Annotated in this window: 11 protein-coding genes and 3 pseudogenes; 8 read left to right on the top strand and 6 right to left on the bottom strand. The window is 73.6% G+C overall.

The genetic code is table 11. From position 1 onward, the window contains the following. Positions 1-42: 42 nt before the first annotated feature. The 5 genes from IAG43_RS29940 to IAG43_RS29960 form a co-directional block, all read right to left on the bottom strand. Complete coding sequence (locus IAG43_RS29940; protein WP_187743786.1) at positions 43-1,065, bottom strand: LacI family DNA-binding transcriptional regulator; 1,023 nt, start codon at positions 1,063-1,065, stop codon at positions 43-45. 121 nt (positions 1,066-1,186) lie between these two features. Further along, positions 1,187-2,233 (bottom strand): ABC transporter permease, encoded by a 1,047-nt coding sequence (locus tag IAG43_RS29945; protein ID WP_246574618.1) that lies wholly within the window; start codon positions 2,231-2,233, stop codon positions 1,187-1,189. Further along, positions 2,230-3,207, bottom strand: a complete 978-nt coding sequence (locus tag IAG43_RS29950; RefSeq protein ID WP_187743787.1) for an ABC transporter permease — start codon at positions 3,205-3,207, stop codon at positions 2,230-2,232. The genes IAG43_RS29945 and IAG43_RS29950 overlap by 4 nt, the downstream gene beginning before the upstream one ends. Next, a complete protein-coding gene (locus IAG43_RS29955; RefSeq protein ID WP_187743788.1) occupies positions 3,204-5,006 on the bottom strand; it encodes a sugar ABC transporter ATP-binding protein in 1,803 nt (600 codons plus the stop codon). The genes IAG43_RS29950 and IAG43_RS29955 overlap by 4 nt, the downstream gene beginning before the upstream one ends. Before the next feature lie 153 nt (positions 5,007-5,159). Further along, the gene (locus tag IAG43_RS29960; protein WP_187743789.1) at positions 5,160-6,245 is read right to left on the bottom strand and encodes an ABC transporter substrate-binding protein; all 1,086 of its coding nucleotides are present in this window, start codon (positions 6,243-6,245) and stop codon (positions 5,160-5,162) included. Positions 6,246-6,901: 656 nt separating this feature from the next. On the opposite strand from IAG43_RS29960, the gene IAG43_RS29965 reads away from it, so the two are divergent. The 5 genes and pseudogenes from IAG43_RS29965 to IAG43_RS29975 all read left to right on the top strand — a co-directional run bounded on the left by IAG43_RS29965 (position 6,902) and on the right by IAG43_RS29975 (position 13,237). Further along, on the top strand, positions 6,902-10,174 hold the full coding sequence (locus IAG43_RS29965; RefSeq protein WP_187743790.1) for a LamG-like jellyroll fold domain-containing protein: 3,273 nt from the start codon (positions 6,902-6,904) through the stop codon (positions 10,172-10,174). A 115-nt stretch (positions 10,175-10,289) separates the two neighbouring features. After that, a pseudogene (locus IAG43_RS35245) lies at positions 10,290-11,093 on the top strand (MGH1-like glycoside hydrolase domain-containing protein); the annotation flags it as partial. Positions 11,094-11,127: 34 nt separating this feature from the next. After that, a pseudogene (locus IAG43_RS35250) lies at positions 11,128-11,886 on the top strand (MGH1-like glycoside hydrolase domain-containing protein); the annotation flags it as partial. A gap of 48 nt (positions 11,887-11,934) precedes the next feature. Further along, a complete protein-coding gene (locus IAG43_RS35255; RefSeq protein ID WP_425508660.1) occupies positions 11,935-12,768 on the top strand; it encodes a discoidin domain-containing protein in 834 nt (277 codons plus the stop codon). 238 nt (positions 12,769-13,006) lie between these two features. Continuing rightward, entirely contained in the window at positions 13,007-13,237 is a 231-nt protein-coding gene (locus tag IAG43_RS29975) for a hypothetical protein (RefSeq protein ID WP_187743791.1), read from the top strand. Positions 13,238-13,566: 329 nt separating this feature from the next. Here the strand turns inward: IAG43_RS29975 and IAG43_RS29980 are convergent. Next, positions 13,567-13,911, bottom strand: a pseudogene (locus IAG43_RS29980) (winged helix-turn-helix transcriptional regulator); the annotation flags it as partial. Between the two features lie 221 nt (positions 13,912-14,132). Between IAG43_RS29980 and IAG43_RS29985 the strand changes: the two are divergent. The 3 genes from IAG43_RS29985 (at position 14,133) to IAG43_RS29995 (ending at position 20,109) form a co-directional block, all read left to right on the top strand. Next, positions 14,133-14,984, top strand: a complete 852-nt coding sequence (locus tag IAG43_RS29985; RefSeq protein WP_281403989.1) for an NAD(P)-dependent oxidoreductase — start codon at positions 14,133-14,135, stop codon at positions 14,982-14,984. 287 nt (positions 14,985-15,271) lie between these two features. Further along, positions 15,272-17,134, top strand: coding sequence for an HSP90 family protein (locus IAG43_RS29990; protein WP_187743794.1), 1,863 nt, complete (start codon positions 15,272-15,274; stop codon positions 17,132-17,134). Next, on the top strand, positions 17,131-20,109 hold the full coding sequence (locus IAG43_RS29995; protein WP_187743795.1) for a tetratricopeptide repeat protein: 2,979 nt from the start codon (positions 17,131-17,133) through the stop codon (positions 20,107-20,109). The genes IAG43_RS29990 and IAG43_RS29995 overlap by 4 nt, the downstream gene beginning before the upstream one ends. Positions 20,110-20,162: the final 53 nt, after the last annotated feature.

The raw sequence follows: 20,162 nt of genomic DNA on the forward strand, positions 1-20,162 counted from the left end.
GAGGGCCCGGGGACCGGGCGCGGGGCCCGGCGGCGACCGTGCTCAGGGGCCGGTCCGGCCGGTGCGGGTCGACTCCCGGACGATGAGGCGGTACCCGGGCCGGATCCGCTGCGGCTGGGACACCTGCCCGCCGCCCAGCCGTTCGACGATCCGGTCGACGGCCAGTCGGGCGATGGCCGCCTTGTCGGGCGACACGGTGGTGAGGGTGACGGCTCCGTAGCGGCTCTCGTCGATGTCGTCGAAGCCGACCACGGCGATGTCCCGCGGCACGTCGAGCCCCCGCTCGACCAGGGTGCGCATGGCGCCGAGGGCGATCAGGTCGTTGTACGCGAAGACCGCGTCCGGGCGCTCGCCGCGGTCCAGCAGGGCCGCCATCGCCGCCGCGCCGTCGCCCCGGCCGTAGCCGTCGGTCGCGACGACCAGGCTCTCGTCCGGCTCCAGCCCCGCCGCGGCGAGCTCCTCCCGCCAGCCCCGCAGCCGCAGATGGGCGGGCTGGCGCTCCCGGCTGGTGCGGGAGCCGAGGAACGCGATCCGGCGCCGTCCGAGGTCCAGCAGATGGCGGACGGCGGTGCGGGCCGCGGCCACGTTGTCGATGGCGATCTGGTCGTAGGGAGCCTCGTACTCCCGCTCGCCGAGCAGGACCAGCGGCGAGGTCTCCTGCCGGGCGAGCAGGTCCTCGTTCTCCAGATGGATCGGGCTGAGGATCAGGCCGTCGATCACATGCGAACGGAACTCCTGACTGACCAGCAGCTCCCGTTCGCGCAGCCCGGCGGTGTGGTCGACCAGCACCGTGTAGTCGTGCGCGGCGGCCGCGTCGATGACGGCCCCCGCCAGTTCGGCGAAGTACGGGTTGCCGAGCTCGGGCACGGCGAAGGCGATGATGCCGGTCCGCCCCTTGCGCAGATGACGTGCGGTGAGGTTCGGGCGGTAACCGAGTTCGTCGATCGCCTGCTGCACCCGGGCGCGCATCTGCGGTGTGACGTGGGGGTAGTTGTTCACCACGTTCGACACGGTCTTGATCGACACGCCTGCCCGCTGCGCGACGTCCTTCAGGCTGACGCCCACGGCACTCCTCTTGCTCGACATGCTCGGTCCGGTCGGCCCGGCCGGCTGGGGCCCGGCGCCTGCCGGGACGGTGACGGCCGCGGCCCCGGCGGCCGGGCGGCCGCGCGGAGCCCCGGCGGGTTCACGCTGTTCTTCGGCTTCGCGCCAGATACCGCTGGGCGACCACGACGAGGATAAGGAACCCGCCGCTGACGACCGACTGGTAGGAGGAGTTCAGCGAGCCGATCTGGTTGATGAGGTTCTGGATGACCGCGAGCAGCAGCACTCCCCACAGGGTGCCGCTGACGGACCCGGCGCCGCCGACCAGCAGGGTGCCTCCGATGACCACGGCGGCGATCGCGTCGAGCTCCATGCCCGCGCCGATGATGGTGACGCCGGAGGACAGGCGTGCCGCGTTCACCGCGCCGGCCAGACCGGCCAGCAGCCCGCTGAGCAGGTACACCATGATCTTGGCGCGGGCCACCGGCAGTCCCATGAGGGTCGCGGCGTCGCTGCTGCCGCCGACGGCGAACAGCGTCTGCCCGAAGGAGGTCCGCTGGAGCACCAGACCGCCCGCTCCGAACAGCGCCAGCGCGATCAGGATCGGGTACCCGAAGCCCCAGACGCTGCCCTGCCCGAGCTCGGCGAAGAACGACCCCTTGGGCACCAGATAGGTGGTGGCGCCCTCGTCGGTCAGGGCGAGCAGCAGTCCGCGGGCCCCCAGCAGGGAGGCGAGCGTGACGATGAACGGGGCCATGCCGGCCCGGGCGATCAGCAGTCCGTTGATCAGCCCGATGCCGCCGCAGACCACGAGCGGCACCAGCAGCGCCGGCAGGACGCCCCACTGGGAGGCCCAGGCGGCGAGCACCCCGCCGAGGGCGAAGACCGAGCCGACGGAGAGGTCGATCCCGCCGGTGATGATCACCAGCGTCATGCCCAGCGCCACGATGGCCAGGAACGATGCCTGGACGGTCACACCGCGGGCGTTGTCGAGGGTGGCGAAGGTCGGGTAGACGAAGGACGCGATCACGATCACCAGCAGCAGCACCGCGAGCACGCCCTGGCGCTGCACCAGTTCGGCGATCCGCTCCCGGCCCGAGGGCCGGGCGCCGTGGGCGTCGGCGTTCTCGGGGGAGGGGGGCGCGGAGCCGGCCGCCGGGGAGGCGGCGAGGGACGAGGAGAGTTTCATCGGGATCGGCGCTCCCGTGCGACGTAGACGGCGGCGATGATGATGGCGGCCTGGGCCATCTGGGCGGTGGAGTCGGGCAGGTCGTGCTTGACGAGCGTCGCCCGCAGAAGCTGCATCAGCAGCGCTCCGGCGACGGTGCCCAGCACCCGCACCGAGCCCCCGCTGAGCGGGGTCCCGCCCACGACCACGGCGGTGATCGCGGAGAGCTCCATCAGATTGCCCAGGGACGAGGGGTCGCTGGCGGTGAGCCGGGCGGTGGCGAGGATGCCCGCCAGCGCGGCCAGCACACCGCACAGGACGTAGACACCGGTCAGGACGCGCTTGACGGGCAGTCCGGCCAGGGCCGCCGCCGACCGGTTGCCGCCGATGGCGACGATCTGGCGGCCGAAGGTGGTCCGGTGCACGAGGAAGGCCACCGCGAGCGCGAGCGCCGCGGCGATCACCACCACGAGCGGGACGCCGAGGACGCTGCCGGTGCCGAGGGCGAGCAGGTCGGGGTTGACGATCTGCTTGAGCTGGCCGTCCGCCATGACGAGGGCGATGCCGCGCCCGCCGACGAACAGCGCGAGGGTGGCGACGATGGGTTGCAGTCCGACGACGGACACCAGGGCGCCGTTCACCGCGCCGACCACGGCGCCCGCCAGCAGCGCGACGAGCAGGGCCGGGACCAGCCCGTAGCCGAGGTAGAGCGGCAGCAGCGCCGCGGCCAGGGCCATGGCGGAGCCGACCGACAGGTCCACTCCCTCGGTGCCGATGACCAGGGCCATGCCCAGCGCCACGATGACGATGGGGGCGACCTGGATGAGCTGGGTGCGGAGGTTGTCGGTGGTGAGGAAGTGGTCGGTGAAGACCGCGTTGAAGAGCAGCAGCGCGGCGACCGCCGCGTAGACGCCGTACTCCTGGAGCCACGCGGGGAGGCTCGGGCGCGACGCCGGCCGTGCCTGCGCCGCGGGCGCGGTCGCCTGGGTGGTCATCGGGGGTCCTCCTCGCCGGCCGCGGATCCGGCCGGGGTGTGCGCGTCGGGGGCGGCTGCCGTGCCGCCGACCGCGTCGGCTCCGGCATGCGGGGTGCCGCCGGGGTCACCGGAGGCGCCGGGGGTTCCGGGGGGCGCGGTGGCGTGGCGGGGGCCGGGGGTTCCGGGGGGCGCGGCGTCCTCCCGGGCGTCTGCCGGGGCGGGGGCGTTCGTGCCGTCGGGCGGGGGCGCGGCGGGGGAGTGGTCGGCGAGGGCGGCGAGCAGGGACTGCTCCCCGACCTGCCCGCCGGTCAGCTCGCCGGCCGTGGCGCCGTTGCGGAGCACCACGATCCGGTCGGCGCCCTCGACGAGCTCCTCGATGTCGGAGGAGATCAGCAGGACCGCCAGCCCCTCCTGGGCCAGTTCGTCGATGAGCGCCTGCACCTCGGCCTTGGCGCCGACGTCGATGCCGCGGGTGGGCTCGTCGAGCAGCAGCACCTTCGGCTCCAGGCACAGCCAGCGGGCGAGCAGGACCTTCTGCTGGTTGCCGCCGGAGAGTTCGCCGACCTTCTGCTCCGGGCTGGACGCCTTGATGCGCAGCCGCTTCATGAAGATGTCGACGACCCGGTCCTGCCGCGCCCGGGAGACGATCCCCGCCCGGGAGAGCCGGGGCATCGCCGCGAGCACGATGTTCTCCCGCACCGACAGCCCCGGCACGATGCCGTCCGCCTTGCGGTCCTCCGGCAGCAGGCTGATCCCGGCCCGGATCGCGCCGGCCGGGGTGAGCCGTCCGACGGGGGCGCCGCCGACCGCGATCTCTCCCGAGTCGAGGGGCAGCGCCCCGGCCAGCGCCCGGGCGGTCTCGCTGCGGCCGGAGCCCAGCAGGCCGCCGAGGCCCAGCACTTCGCCGGGGTGGAGGGCGAGGGAGACGCCGTCCAGCTGGTGGCGGCGCGAGAGGCCGGCGGCGGTGAGCACGGGCGTGCGCGCGATGTCGTGCCCCTCCTCCCCGAAGCTCGTCACACCGTGCCGGCGCACCTCGGCGATCTCCCGGCCGAGCATCATCGACACGAGCTGCACCCGGTCCAGGTCCGCCAGGTCGCCGGTGTGGATGTGCTTGCCGTCCCGCAGCACGGTGACCCGTTCGCAGACCCGGTAGAGCTCGTCCATCCGGTGGCTGACGTACACCACGGCGATGTTCTTGCGCCGCAGGTCGCCGATCACCCGGAACAGGGTCTCGACCTCGCGGGGTTCGAGGGACGAGGTGGGCTCGTCCATGATGACGACCTGCGCCTTGACGGAGACCGCGCGGGCGAGCGCGACCATCTGCTGGGTGCCGATCCCCAGGGTGTGCAGCGGCCTGCGCGGGTCGACGGTCACACCGAACCCGTCCAGCAGTGCGGCCGCCTCGCGGTGCATGCGGGTGAAGTCGATCAGGCCCAGGCGGGTCCTGGGCTCGCGGCCGAGGAAGATGTTGCGCGCGACGCTCATCAGCGGGACCAGGTTCACCTCCTGGTAGATCGTGGAGATGCCCGCCTGCTGGGCCTCGAAGGGACGGGCGAAGGACACCGGCTCGCCCGCCAGCAGCAACTCGCCGCCGTCCGGGCGGTAGACGCCGGTGAGAACCTTGATGAGGGTCGACTTGCCCGCGCCGTTCTCGCCGACGAGCGCGTGGGTCTCGCCCGCGCGCAGGGAGAACGAGACGTCGTCGAGCGCGACCACGCCGGGGAAGCGTTTGCCGACGCCGCGGGCCTCCAGCACCGTCGGCGCGGCCTGCGGCTGGGTGCCGCTCGCCGCGGACGCTGCCGCTTCGGGGGGTGCCATTCACGTGGCCTTCCGGAATCGATCGTGCAAGGTGGGGCCCGGGCCGCCGCGGGAAGAGAGCACCGCGGCGGCCCGGAGCACGGCGGGCCGGGGTGCGCCCGGGCTCGCCTGGTGTTTCCTCGCAGCCGGCGCGGACGCCGGTGCGGTGAGCCGTCAGTAGGCTCCGCCGAGGGACGCCTCGGCGTTGGCCTCGTCGTAGGCGCGGTCCGAGATGATGACGTCCTCCGGGATGCTCTCGCCCGAGTAGAACTTCTGGGCCGTGGCGAAGGCGAGCGGGCCGAACCGCGGGTTGGACTCGATGACGGCGTTGAGCTCGCCGTTCACCAGGGCCTGGACGGCGTTGCGGGTGCCGTCGATGGAGACGATCTTGATGTCCTGGCCGGGCTTCTTGCCCGCCGCCTTCAGCGCGGTGACCGCGCCCAGCGCCATCTCGTCGTTCTCGGCGTAGACGGCGGTGATGTCCGGCTTGGACTGGATGAGCTGCTCCATGACCTGCTGGCCCTTGTCGCGGGCGAACTCGCCGGTCTGCTGGGCGACGATCTCCAGCCCGGGGGCCTGGGCCTTCACCTGGTCGACGAAGCCCTTGGTCCGGTCGGTCGTCACGCTGTTGCCCGAGGAGCCGAGGAGGATGGCGACCTTGCCCTTGCCCTCGGTGGCCTTGATCATCGCGTCGGCCGCGCGCTTGCCCTGCTCCACGAAGTCGGAGCCGAGGAAGGCGAGATAGTCCTTGCAGGCGGTGGCGTTGACCTTGCGGTCGATGGTGAGGACCGGCACCTTCTTGGCAGCGGCCGCCTGGAACGCGGGCTCCAGGCCGTCCGAGTTGAGCGGCGCGACGATCAGGAACTGCGCGCCCTGGGAGAGCATGTCCTGGATGTCGCTGATCTGCTTCGACAGCTGGGACTGGGCGTTGGTGGTCAGCAGCTTCTTCACACCGAGCTTGGCGGCCTCGTCCTTGATGGACTGGGTCTCGGCGATCCGGAACGGGTTGGCCTCCTTCTCCGACTGGGAGAAGCCGACGACGGCGTTCTTCAGGTCGAGCTTCGGCGCGCCGTAGGTCTCGAGGGTGCAGCCGTCGCCCGAGGACGCCGCCGGGGTCTCGGCCGCCTGGGCGGCCTGGCTGCTGTCGCCGCCCGCGCTGTCCGAGGTCTCCGACTTGGCGCAGCCGGAGACGGCCAGCGCGGTGGCGGCGGCCAGGGCGCAGGCGACGGCGAACGTGCGTGATCTCTGCGGAAGGGTCATCTGAGGACACTCCTTGGCGGGGGACAGCACCGCCGAGTGGCGTGCGGTCTGACGGGGAAGGGGAGAGGGCGGAGCGCACCGGTCCGGGTGCACGGCAGACGTGAACCGTCCGCCCGGACCGGCGACGTACGGGAGGCGAGGCCGTCGTCACTGCGTCGGCGGCTCCGGCTTTCCAACGTTATAACGGTGCCGGAGCTCGGGCGGCAAGAGTTCTGCGGGACGTTTCGCGTACATGACGAAACCGTGTCCTGCCCCGGTGGTGGCGGTTCGGGGGGTCGTCCCAACTCGTCGGTGCGCAGGGTCTGGACAGTCGCCGGGAGGCGTGCTGTCATTCCGCTGCACCTCAAATTTCCATCGTTGGAATGCCATCGCAGGAGTGGCTGCCGCCGGAACGTGCGCTCCGCGGGGCGTCCGGCGGCCACCGGACACCGGCACCCCCGTACCGGTGTCCCGCCGTGCCATGCCCTCGGCGGGAGTCCGTAGCCCGCCCCCGGCGGTGCGGCCCCGCCGGGGGCGCGCGGCGCCAAGCCGTCGTGCCCACGGGCTCCTCGGCCCGCCCGGCCGCCTGCCCGCCCGGGCTCCGGTCCGCTCGGTCCGGCCCGGTCCGCTCCGTCCGATTCCCTCCGCCCGATCCCCTCTGTACGAGGAAAGACTCGATGACACCACGACACACCCGCACCCGCTCCCGCACGAGACTGTGGGCGCTGCTGACCGCGGCCGCCCTGGTGCTGCCCACGAGCGCCCTGCTGCCCACCGCCGCGGCCGCCGAGCCGTCCGCCGGCACCTTCGCGTCCGCGTCCTCCTCCGAGAGGGCCGCCATCGAGGTGCACGGCCTCAAGGGCGAGTACTTCGCCATGTCCGCGCCCGGAGCCCGTGACTTCGCCGAGCTCGGCGGCACCTCGCTCGACCCGCAGATCAACTTCCCCGGTCTCACCACCACCTTCGAGACGCTGACCGGCTCGGCCGAGCACACCACCGCGCGCTGGACGGGCAGCATCGAGGCCCCGGCCACCGGCGACTACACCTTCTACGGCATCGGCGACAACGGCTTCCGCCTCTTCATCGACGGCAAGCCCGTCATCGACCACTGGGTGGGGGACTGGGACCGGGAACAGACCAGTGCGCCGGTACGGCTGACGGCGGGCCAGAAGGTCGACTTCCGGATGGAGATGTTCCAGGACGTCGGCGGCGCCAACATGTTCCTGCGCTGGTCCACGCCCACGCTTCCGAAGCAGCTCGTGCCGGAGTCCGCGTTCACGCCGCCCGCCGACTTCGAGGTCTACCCCGTCGAGCTGACCGTCGGCGAGGACGGCCGCACCCTGCGGGCGCGGTTCGAGAACGCGGTGGCCGGCGTCAAGGACCTGGCCGAGCACCTGACGATCGAGGCCGACACCACGGCCATGCCGGTGAAGTCCGTGGCCGCCGCCCGCGGCGACCGCGACTCCCTGGTGGTCACCCTCGGCGAGCCGATCCAGAAGAACCAGTCCGTCCGCGTGACCTACGACGGCAAGGGCGGCCTCACCGCCGGCGGCGAGACGGTGCCCGAGATCGTCCGCTCGGCCCGCAACACCTCGGCCCACCGCCTCACCACCTCCTGGGGCGACAAGGTCGACACCAGGAAGCCGCTCCCCGAGTACCCCCGGCCGCAGCAGGTGCGCGCCGCCTGGCAGAACCTCAACGGCCCCTGGGAGTTCAGCGGCGCCGAGGCGGGCGAGCAGCCCGTCTTCGGCAAGAGCCTCGACGAGAAGATCATCGTGCCGTTCCCGGTCGAGTCCCAGCTCTCCGGGATCGAGCGGCACGAGGACCACATGTTCTACCGCAAGCTGGTGAACGTCCCCGGGAACTGGAAGATCGGCAAGGGCAACCGCCTCAAGCTCAACTTCGGCGCCGTCGACTACCGGGCCCGCGTCTTCGTCAACGGCAAGCAGGTCGCCGACCACACCGGCGGCTACAACGCCTTCACCGCCGACGTCACCGACGCCCTCAAGGGCAGCGGACCCCAGGAGATCGTCGTCGCCGTCACCGACACCGGCGGCGCCAACCAGCCCATGGGCAAGCAGTCCGTCAACCCCGGCGGAATCTTCTACACCCAGTCCTCCGGCATCTGGCAGACCGTCTGGATGGAGCCGGTCGCCGACGTCGCCGTCGACGACATCGTCACCACACCGGACATCGACACCAGCAGCCTCGCGGTGACCGTCCAGTCCGGCACCGCGTCCGCGAAGGCCCGTGTCGAAGCCGTCGCACGCGACGCCAGGGGCAAGGTCGTCGGCCGGATCAGCGGCCCCGCCAACAAGGAGCTGCGCCTGCCCGTGGCCGGCCAGCGCCTGTGGAGCCCGGACGACCCGTACCTCTACGACCTCGACGTGAAGCTCGTCGACGGCAGGTCCTCCGACAGCGTCGACAGCTACTTCGGCATGCGCAAGATCGCCGTCGAGAAGGTCGGCGGCTACCCGAAGCTGGTCCTCAACGGCAAGCCGGTCTTCTCCCTCGCCACCCTGGACCAGGGCTTCTGGCCCGACGGCCTCTACACCGCGCCGAGCGACAAGGCCCTCGCCTTCGACCTCGAAGCCCACAAGAAGCTCGGCTTCAACGCCGTCCGCAAGCACATCAAGGTCGAGCCGGCCCGCTGGTTCCACCACGCCGACAAGCTCGGACTGCTGGTCTGGCAGGACTTCGTCTCCGGCGACTTCCGCGACGAGACCGGACAGAAGGCCTTCGTCGACCAGGGCCGCGAGATGATGCGCCAGCACCACGACGCGCCGTCCGTCATCGGCTGGATCGTCTTCAACGAGGGCTGGGGCGAGTGGGACCGCGAGGCCACCGGCCGGATCACCGACCAGGTCAAGGCCGCCGACCCGTCCCGTGTCGTCAACGCCCACAGCGGCGTCAACTGCTGCAACTCGAAGGGTGACTCGGGCCGCGGCGACATCATCGACCACCACGACTACAACAACACCGACCCGGCCCACCCGGACGCCACCCGTGCGGCCATGGACGGCGAGCACGGCGGATTCACCCTGCGCACCCCCGGCCACATGTGGCCCGGCACGCCGACCGTGATCTACAGCGGCGTCGCCGACAAGGAGGCGCTGACCCGCAAGTACGTCGAGAACACCGAGACGTTCTACCTGGAAGCCGCCGGGGCCGAACTCTCCGGATCGGTCTACACCCAGATCTCCGACCTGGAGAACGAACTCAACGGTCTGTACACCTACGACCGCCGCGAGATCAAGGTCGACCCCGCACGGGTCCGCGACATCAACCGCAAGGTCATCGCCGCCGGCGCGGCCGCCGGTGACCGCGACGCGGTGAAGGGCGGCGGCTCCTGGACCCTCGACGAGGGACAGGGCACCACCGCGAAGGACTCGGGCCCGAACGCCCTTCCCCTGCACCTCGGCGAAGGCACCACCTGGGCGCCCGGTGTCAGCGGCAGCGGCCTGGCGTTCGACGGCAAGGGCGCGTTCGCCCAGACCGAGGGCCCCGTCCTCGACACCACCGGCGACTACTCCGTCGCCGCCTGGGTGAAGCTCGACTCGGTGCCGTCCAACTACGCGACCGCGCTCAGCCAGGACGGACGCCGCCAGGAGAACCCCTTCTACCTCCAGTACGGCCAGGGCGCCTTCGCCTTCAGCACCCCCGGTGCCCACCGCGCACGCGTCGAGACCACGCCCGAGACCGGCCGCTGGTACCACCTCGTGGGCGTCCGGGAGGGCGGCGAGATCCGCCTCTACCTCGACGGGAAGCTCGCCGCGACCGCCGAGGCCGGGCCCGCCGACGTGAGCACCGGACCGCTGGCGGTGGGACGCGCCAAGTGGGGCGGGAACGACGTCGACTTCTGGCACGGCGCCGTCGACCAGGTCCACGCCTACGACACGGCGCTCACCGCGGAGGAGGTGGGCACGCTCCACGACCGCGAACAGCCGTAGCGGGCGGTCCACCGCGCCCCGGGCGGGCGGGTGTCCTCGCACCCGCCCGCCCCGGGCACCTCCATGGCGCCGGCGCCACGCCGCCGGCAACGGCACGCAGAGACGGAGCGCACGTATGTCCCTCGACCGACGACAGTTCCTCCGGACCGGCGCGGCGGCCGGCGCCGCGGCGCTCGCCACCGGCCCGGCGGCCGCCGCGGCGAGCCGGGGCGGCTTCCCGGACGGCGCCGGGCGCCCGGCCGGCCTCCCCCTCTATCCGCCGACGGGCGACGGCACCTCCGTCCTCGACCACCGGGCGCTGCTCGGTGACGTCGTCGAGCCCGCCTGGTACGAGGCGAACATCCCCTTCGTCGACCTGCCGGACGAGGCGATCCGCGCCACCTACTACTACCGGTGGCGCGTGGTGAAGCACGCGCTGAAATACACCGGACCCGACGAGGGATGGATCGTCTCCGAGTTCCTCGGCCCGGTCGGCTACTCCGCCCCGAACGGCGGGATCGTCGCCGCGGCCGCCCACCACATCCGCGAGGCACGCTGGCTGAGGGACGGCCGGTACCTCGACGACTACATCGACTACTGGCTGCGCGGCAGCGGCGCCGGGCCCAAGCCCGCCACTGACTTCCTCAACGAGAACACCACCGACTGGGCCCACCAGTACTCGTTCTGGATCGCCGACGCCGTCGTCGCCCGGGCGTCCGTGGACGGCCGCTGGGACTTCGCCGTCGACCGGCTGCCCGAACTCCAGCGTCAGTGGGAGGGCTGGGCGCCCCAGTTCGACGAGGAACTCGGCCTCTACTGGCAGACCCCGGTCTGGGACGCCATGGAGTACACGGCGAGCTCCTACCAGAGCGACGACCCCTACCACGGCGGCGACGGATTCCGGCCGACGCTCAACGCGTACCAGTACGGCGACGCCAAGGCGATCGCCGCGCTGCTGCGCCGCCGCTCAGGGGCCGGGGGACCGCGACGCCGCCCGCCGCTACGAGAGCCGGGCGGAAGCCCTGCGCGCCGGCCAGGAACGCCTGCTGTGGGACGAGCGGGACCGCTTCTACAAGCACGTCATGCGGGACGGCAACCCCGACCGCCGGCCCATCGCCGACCGCGAGCAGATCGGCTTCGTGCCCTGGTACTTCCACATGGCACCCGCCGGGAACTCCGACGCCTGGGCACAGCTGACCGACCCGCAGGGCTTCCACGCGCCCTACGGCCCCACCACGGTCGAGCGCCGCAGCCCCTGGTTCATGCACGAGGCGCTCGACGGCTGCTGCCGGTGGAACGGCCCGAGCTGGCCCTTCTCCACCAGTCACACCCTCACCGCCCTGGCCAACCTGCTCATCGACTACCCGGCCCAGCCCTGGATCGGTCCCGACGACTACCGCGCCGCACTCCGCTCCTACGCCCTGACCCACCGGAAGAACGGCGTGCCGTACGTCGCCGAGGCCCACCACCCCGACGAGGACCGCTGGATCTACGACGGACGCGGCCACAGCGAGGACTACAACCACTCGACCTTCAACGACCTGGTCCTCTCAGGGCTGTTCGGCATCCGCCCGCAGCCCGGCCCCGAGGTGGAGATCGCCCCGCTCGCACCCGCCTCCTGGGACCGCTTCGCGGTCGAGAACCTGCCCTACCAGGGCCGCAACCTCACCGTCCTGTGGGACCGGGACGGCAGCGCCTACGGCCGCGGCCAGGGACTGACCTTCTGGCTCGACGGCCGGCGGATCCACCGGCAGTCCGACCTGCGGCCGGTCCGGCTTCCGGTGGGAAGCGCCGGGCGCGGCCCCGAGGCGCCGCGCCTCGTCGACGACCTCGCGAACGTCGCGCGCAGTGGCTACCCGGCCGCGACCGCCACCTACACCTTCGCCCTCGACAGTCCCGCCAGGGCCGTCGACGGACAGGACCTCCACATCGACACGCCGTCCTCGCGCTGGACGAACTACGGGAGCCCGAACCCCACCGACCGGCTCGCCGTCGATCTGGGGGCGGCGGTACCTGTGTCGGACATCCGGATCTCCTTCTACGACGACGGCGGCGGCGTCCGCACCCCCGACGCGTACACGCTCGACTACCGCACCGGCGACGGCCGCTGGCTCGAACTGCCCGGGCAGCGCCGTACTCCGGCGGTCCCCCGGCGCGGCGTCCTCAACCGGATCCTGCTGGACGCGCCGGTGACGACCGACGGCCTGCGCCTGACCCCGGTGCGCGACGGAGGAGGCGGCGTCGGGGTCAGCGCGTGGCAGGCGTGGCGGGCCGAGGACCCGCGGCTCGGCGTCGCCGTGCTGACGGGGGAGGACGGCACGGTCGCCGTCGCCCCCGGGCAGCCGGTGGAGGTGACCACGACGGTGACCACGACCGCGGCCGTCACCGTGCGCCCGGAACTCCTGGCGCCCCGCGGATGGAGCGTCGCCGAGCGCCGGACGGCCGGCACCCGGCACGTCCGGGCGGGTGCGGTGCTCCGCACCCGCTGGACGGTGACGGCCCCGACCGGTCTTCCGGGCGACGCCGTGGAACCCCTGCGTCTGCTCGTCCACTCCCGGCTCGACGACGGCACACCCCGGACCACGGGCGACATCGTGCCCACCCGGGTGGAGTGACGCCCGCGCCCGGCGGAGACGTCCCGGCTGCCGGTGCGCACGTCGCGTCCGCGAGGGGCCCATGTGTGGCGTGAGTGGCGTGTGAGCCATGTGTGGCGTGCGTGCCCTGCGCGCCGTACGTCTGCGCGCCGGGTGCGTCCGGCGCAAGGCGCGTGCGCGGGGCGCGCAGGCGGGTGCGCGCGCCGGAACCCATGGGGCTTCCGTGCTGAAACGCGGCGGAGGGGGCAGAAGACCTCCCATGGATCGACACCACGTCACCACCACCCGCCGCGGGAGCGGCACCGCGGACGACCCCGCGTGGACGGGCTGGATCTACGCGGCCCTCGGCGCGCTGGCGGCCGCACACCTGCTGTCCGGCCTCGTGGGAGCGGGCGGCTCCGCCGTCGCCCCGCTGCCCGGCCTCGTCGGAGTGCTGTGCTTCCCCCTGCTCGCCGTCGCGGCCTTCCGAAGGTCACGGCGCCACCACTGACCCGGGCGCGCGGGGAGTGCCCCCTGTGCCTCAGGTGAGCCCGATTCGGGTCCGGTACCGACCCGGGCGCGCGGGGTGCCCGCCGCCCCGGCCCGGTGCCGCCGGCCGGTGCGCGCGCCGACGGGCTCGGGGCGCGCCCGACGCGTCGGTACGGCGGAGGCCGGCCACGGCCGTCCGGTGAGACGCGCTCAGCGTCCCCCGCCGGTCCGCGACGCCGGCCGCGTCCGCACCGGCGGACCCGCCTCCGCGGGCGAGGGGGTGCCGCGAGCCGGCGCGTCCGGCCCACCCGGCTCGGGCTCCGGCCCCGACGCGCTCTCCGCCCGTGCGTGGACCGTCACCGCCCCGATGCGTTCGATGCGGGCCGCTCCCCACTCGGCCAGCGACTCCAGCGCGGTGTTGAGACCCGCCCCGTGCTCGGTCAGCGAGTACTCCACCCGCGGCGGCACCTCGCCGAACACCTCGCGGTGCAGCAGGCCGTCCTCCTCCATCTCCCGCAGATGCTGGGTGAGCATCTTCTCGCTGACTCCCGGCAGTCCGCGCCGCAATTCCGCGAACCGGCGCGTGCCGTACGCATGGAGTTCCCAGAGAATCAGCGACTTCCATTTCCCGGAGACCACGTCCATGGCGGCGTCGATTCCGCAGTGATAGGGACCGCGCCGCCCCGTGCTCGCCATCGTTCCCCCAGGGTCGCTTACCGGAAGGTGAGTATCCCACTATGCAGTGCGTACTCCTCAACTCCCCTGGCGCGCGGGAGGATTTCGGCGAAGCGAGAAATCCACGGAGATTCGGGAGACATCAGCACATGAGTACCGGAAAAGGCGCCGGAACAACCACGGGAACAACCACGGGAACGAGCACGGGAACACGTGCCGGAAAGGCGGCCGGAGAGGGTCCGGTGACGGTTCTCGGGCTGGGCGCGATGGGCGGCGCGCTCGCCGGCGCCCTGGTCGACGCCGGGTACGCGACCACCGTCTGGAACCGCTCACCGGGGAAGGCCGACGGCCTCGTCGCGCGCGGGGCGCACGGTGCCGCCACCGCGGAGGAGGCGGTCCGGTCCGGCGGCCCGGTCGTCGTCTGCCTCCTGGACCACGCATCGGTCCACGAGGTGCTCGATCCCCTCGCCGGTGACCTGGCCGGCAGGCCGGTCGTCAACGTGACCACGACCTCCCCGGCCCAGTCCCGGGAGCTGGCCGCCTGGGCCGCCGCCCACGGCGTCGCCTACCTGGACGGCGGCGTCATGGCGGTCCCGGCGATGATCGGCCACCCGGGGGCGTCGGTGCTCTACAGCGGATCGCCCGCGGTCTTCGAGGAGCACCGGGCCCTGCTGGAACGGTGGGGCGACGCCTCCTGGTTCGGGGAGGACGCGGGGCTGGCGTCGCTGTACGACCTCGCCCTGCTCGCCGGCATGTACGTGATGTTCGCCGGCTTCCTGCACGGGGCCGCGATGGTCGCCCCGGCCGGTGTGACGGCGGCCGAGTTCGCCCGGCGCGCGGCGCCCTGGCTGACCGCGATGACCGCGGGGTTCGCGGGGTTCGCCGAGGTCGTCGACGGCGGCGACTACACCGTGCCGGGACAGCAGAGCCTGGAGTTCTCGGACCTCGGCGACATCCTCGCCGCCGGTGCGGAGCAGGGCGTGGCCGACGACGCGGTCGCCATGGTCCAGAGGCTCATCGGGCGTCAGATCGACGCCGGTCACGGGAAGGAGGGCTTCGCCCGGATCTTCGAGAGCATCCGCAACCCGGCCTGACACCCTGGCCCGACCGGGCCCCGCTCTCGCCGCCCGCTGCGCCGCCACGCCTTCCGCGTGCCGCGCCGGCGGGCGGCTTCCGGCGTTCCGGCGCGGGAAAGGCCTGGGCAATGTCAGTGGGGCTCCCTACCATGGTCACCACCTACCGAGTCCTGCTCGACCTGCGCCTTCGTGTGCTCCGGCCGAGGCCAGGGCCGGGCCAATCGCGCATCGTGAGGGGGGGACCCCGCGATCGCCCGACCCGCTCCCGCGGCCGGTGCCGGCCGTGCGGCAGCCCCCTCATGCCCATGACCTTGCACACGCCCGACACCGCCGGCGACCCGGCGGTGAACTCCTTCCAGGTGGACCTGCGCGGTCTCGTCGACCTGCTCTCCCACCACCTCTACTCCAGCCCCCGCGTCTACGTCCGCGAGCTCCTGCAGAACGCCGTCGACGCCGTCACCGCCCGCCGCGCCCACGACGCCGCCGCACCCGCGACGATCCGGCTGAGCGCCACCGGCGACGCGGTCGTCGTCGAGGACAGCGGCATCGGCCTGACGGCCGACGAGGTGCACACCCTGCTCGCCACCATCGGCCGCAGCTCCAAGCGCGACTCGCTGGAGAGCGCCCGGGCCGAATTCCTCGGACAGTTCGGCATCGGCCTGCTCGCCTGCTTCGTCGTCGCACGCCAGATCCGCGTCGTGACCCGCTCCGCCCGCCGGCCGGACGAGCCGCCCGTCGAGTGGCTGGCGAACGACGACGGCTCCTACACGGTGCGCACCCTGCCCGACGAGGCGCGCCCCGAACCGGGCACCACCGTCCGCCTGGAGCCGCGCCCCGGCGCCGAGGAGTGGACCGCCCCGGGCCGGGTGGCCCAGCTCGCCACCGACTACGGCTCCCTGCTGCCCTACGACGTCACCTTCAGCAGCCCCGGTGTCACCGGCCGGCCGCTGACCGAGCGGCCGGCGGTCTGGGACCGCGCACACCCGACGCCCTCCGCCCGCCGGGTCGCCCTCGCCGGGCACTGCGCCCGCCAGTTCGGCTTCACGCCGCTCGACTCCATCGACCTCGACCTGCCCGTCGCCGGCGTCCGCGGAGTCGCGTACGTCCTGCCCGAGGCCACCAGCCCCGCGAGCCGCGCCGCCCACCGCGTCTACCTCAAGGGCATGCTGCTCACGGACCGCGCGGACAACCTGCTGCCCGACTGGGCCTTCTTCGTCCGCGTCGTCCTCGACACCGACACCCTGCGCCCCACCGCCTCCCGCGAGAACCTCTACGACGACGAGACCCTCGCCGCCGTGCGCGAGGCGCTCGGCGCCCGCATCCGGGACTGGCTCGCCGAGCTCGCGGCCGGCGACCCGGACCGGCTCGCCGCCTTCCTCGGCGTCCACCACCTCGGCGTCAAGTCCATGGCCCGGCACGACCCGGACCTGCTGGCCCTGATGCTGCCCTGGCTGCCGTTCGAGACCAGCGACGGCCGCACCACCCTCGCCGACTTTGTCCGGGCCCACCCGCACGTCCACTTCACCCGCACCGTCGAGGAGTTCCGGCAGGTCTCCCCGATCGCCGCCGCCCACGGTCTCGGCGTCGTGAACGGCGGATACACCTACGACGCCGACCTGATCGCCCTGCTGCCGCAGATCCGCGACGGCGTCACGGTCGGCGAACTCGACGCGGGCGCCGTCACCGCCCACCTCGACCCGGTCGACCCCGCCCAGGAACTGGCACTCGCCCACTTCCTCGCGACGGCCCGCGCCCGGCTCGACGCCCTCGGCTGCGACGTCGCCCTGCGCGCCTTCCAGCCCGTCACCGTGCCCGCGCTCTTCCTCGACGACCGCGAAGCCCGGCACGAACGCGACCGCGCGACCGCCGAGGAGAGCGCCGACAGCCTCTGGACCGACATCCTCGGCGCCCTGCGCGGCACCGCGCCCCGCGCCCGGCTGGTGCTCAACCACAACAACCCGCTCGTCCGCCGGATCGCGGCCGTCGCCGATCCCGGACTCGCCGGCACCGCCGTCGAGTCCCTGTACGGCCAGGCGCTGCTGATGTCCCAGCGCCCGCTGCGCCCCTCGGACGCATCCCTGCTCAACCGGGCCTTCCTCGGGCTCCTGGAATGGGCCACCCACGCCACCGCCCCCGCCCGGGCCGCCACCGAGGAGGACGACAAGTGACCACCGCACCCACCCCCGACGAGATCCGGCGCGCCCTGTGGGAGAACAGGTCCGCCCCCGGCGGCCTGCTGCGCAACGCCCGCGGCGAGGAACTGGTCGCGGCCGCCGAGGCGACCGGGGACCGGGACCTGCTGCGCGCAGCCCTCTTCGGCCTGATCCAGGCGTACGAGTACAGCACCGAACGCGGAAAGATGATGGTCCCGTTCGCCCGGCTGATGCGCGAGTGGGACGACGACCCCTCGGCGTTCGACGCCCACGACACCCACACCTTCCACTGGCTGTTCAAGTGGGTCAGCTCCGGCATGCTCACGCTGCCGGAGATGCCGCTGGCCACGATGGAGAAGTGGCTCGCCGAGATGGAGCGCCGGTACCGCACCGCCGGTCACAGCGAACGCGCCGTGCGCCAGGCCGAGTTCGAACTGGCCGACCACGTCGGCGACGGCCCCCGCGCGGCCACCGCCTTCGCCGCCTGGATCGCGGCCGAGCGGGACACCATGGCCAACTGCCACGCCTGCGAGCTCAACGACCAGGGCATGTACCGCATGGACCTGGGCGACGACGAGAGCGCCCTGGCCACCTGGGCCCCCGTCCTCGACGGCACGAGCAGCTGCATGGAGGAGCCGCACCGCGTCCTCGCCCACTCCCTGCTGCCCCTCGTGCGCACCGGCCGCGCCGACGACGCCCGCGCCCACCACCTGCGCGGCTACCGGATGGCCAAGGGCAACGAGAGCCTGCTCGCCTCCATCGGCAAGCACATCGAGTTCTGCGCCCTCACCGGCAACGAGGCGCGCGGGCTGGAGATCCTCGCCGAGCACGCGGCCCACCTCGACAACGAGGGCAACCCGTGGACCCGGCTCGAACTGTGCGGCGGCACCCTCGTGCTGCTGCGCAGGCTCCTCGCGCTCGGCCTCGCGGAGGCGCCGGCCGTCCCGTACGCGGGGCGTCCGCACACCGTCGGTGAACTCCACGACGCGCTGGACGCGGTGACCGCGTCCCTCGCCGCCGCCTTCGACCGGCGCAACGGCACCGACACGGTCTCGTCCTGGCTCCGGCACCGCCTGGAGGCCGCGCCGCTGACCGACCGGCTGCCGCTCGGCGTCGGCACCGCCCACCCGCTGGCCGCCGCACGTCCCGCGCCCGCCGCCGGGACAGCGGCGGACGCGACGGGCACGGGGGCGGCCGACGACGTCGCCGCGCTCGTCGCCCGCGCCCGCGAGCTCCGCGCCACGGGGCACCCCGGCGCCACCGCCCTGTGGGAGCGCGCGGGCGCCGTGCTGGAGCGCACCGGGGAGGAGCCGGACCGCGTCCTCGCCGTCGAGCTGGCCGAGCACCGCGCGCTGACCGCGGCCCGCGCGGGCGCCGGCGACGCCCGCGCACGGTTCGAGGAGGTCGCGGCCGGCTACCGGGCCGTGGGGGACGAGAACCGGGCCGCACTCAACGACCTCCGGATCGTGTACGCGGCCCTCGACGCGGGAGCCGCCCCCGACGAGGTCTTCCGCCTCCTCGACGCCGCCGACGCGGCGGCCGGCGCACTCGGCGACGGCCTCCCGCACCGCACCCGGCGGATCGCCACGGCCGCGCTGACCCGGGCCAAGCTCGCCGTCGTCCTCGCCCCCGACGGGGACGACGAGGGGCACGAGCAGGCCCACGCCCGGTTCGACGAGGCCCTCACCGCGTTCGCCGAGCGGTACGCGTCCGCCGCCGACGTCGCCGACCTGGTCGCCGAGGCCGAGCAGATCCGGGCGGACCAGGCGTGGCAGTCCGGTTTCCCGGACGCCGCGGACGCCCTCTACGCCTCCGCCGCCCACCGCACCACCGAGGCGGGACGGCCCTGGGACGCTGCCGAACCGCTCGCCCGCCGCGCGCAGCTGCGGATGGCTCTCGGACGGCCCGACGAGGCGGAGGAGTTCGCCCGCGCGGCGCTCGGCGCGGGCGAGGGCCTGATCGAGGGGGAGCGCCTCGGCCGGATCCGGCTCACCCTCGCCGAAGCCGTCCTCGCGCAGGACGGCAGGGAGGCCGAGGGCGCGGAACACGCCCTGGAGGCCGCGCACTGGTTCGACGAGGCGGGGCAGGCGGACGGACCGGGCGCGTACGCCCGGCTCACCCTCGCCCAGGCCTACGCCGGAGCGGGCCGCGCCGCCGAGGCCGCCGAAGTGCTCGAGTCGGCGCTGCCGGCCCTGACCGGCCACGGCGAGGACACCGCCGTCCGTGCGCGGGACACCCTCGCGCGCTGCCTGCGCGACCTCGGCGACCACCGGGGCGCGGCCGAGCAGTACCTGCTCGCCGCCGACGTGGCGAAGGGATGGGACGACGACCGCCCCCACGCCCAGGCCGCCACCCTCGCGGCCGAGAGTCTGGCCGCCGCCGGCATGGACGACGAGGCCGGTGCCGCCTACCGGCGCGCCATCGACCTGTGGCGTGCCGTCGGCGAAGCCGTCCCCGTGGCCCGCGCGCTCCGTTCCCTGGCCTGGCTCCAGGTGCGCCGCGGTGAGTGGGGAGCGGCCCGCGACCTCATGGACGAGGCCTTCGCGGCCGTGGCGGACGGCGACGCACCGGCCCTTCTCCTGGAGCGCGCCCGCACCTGGACGCAGACGGCGGAGCTGCTGCTGGACGGCGTGGAAGCGGACGACGGCGACGCGGAGGACGGCGAGGTGCCGTCCGACGATGGGGTGCCGTCCGACGGCGGGGCGGGCGGGCAGGCGGCCGGCGGGGAGCCGGCCGCCGGTGTCCGCCGCGACGCCCTCGCCCTCCTCGACCGCGCGGACGCCGCCTTCGCCGCCCTCGGCGCGGCCGCCCTGGAGGAGCGGGTCCGCTGCGCCGTGCGCGCCGCCTGGACCGAGAGCGAACTGGACCTCGCCACGGAGGCCGCCGGACGCGTCCGGTCCCTGATGGCCGAGATCTCCGCCTCGGGCGACGACCCGGACGGCACCCTCCACTCCCGGCTGGAGCGCACCCTGGAGCATCTGACCTCCTGAACCCGCACCGATCCGGGCTCCGCCGCCGCGGCGGAGCCCGGACCGCAGCCTTC

Origin of the sequence: Streptomyces genisteinicus (assembly GCF_014489615.1) — a bacterium.
In the GTDB taxonomy this organism is placed as follows: Bacteria; Actinomycetota; Actinomycetes; order Streptomycetales; family Streptomycetaceae; genus Streptomyces; species Streptomyces genisteinicus.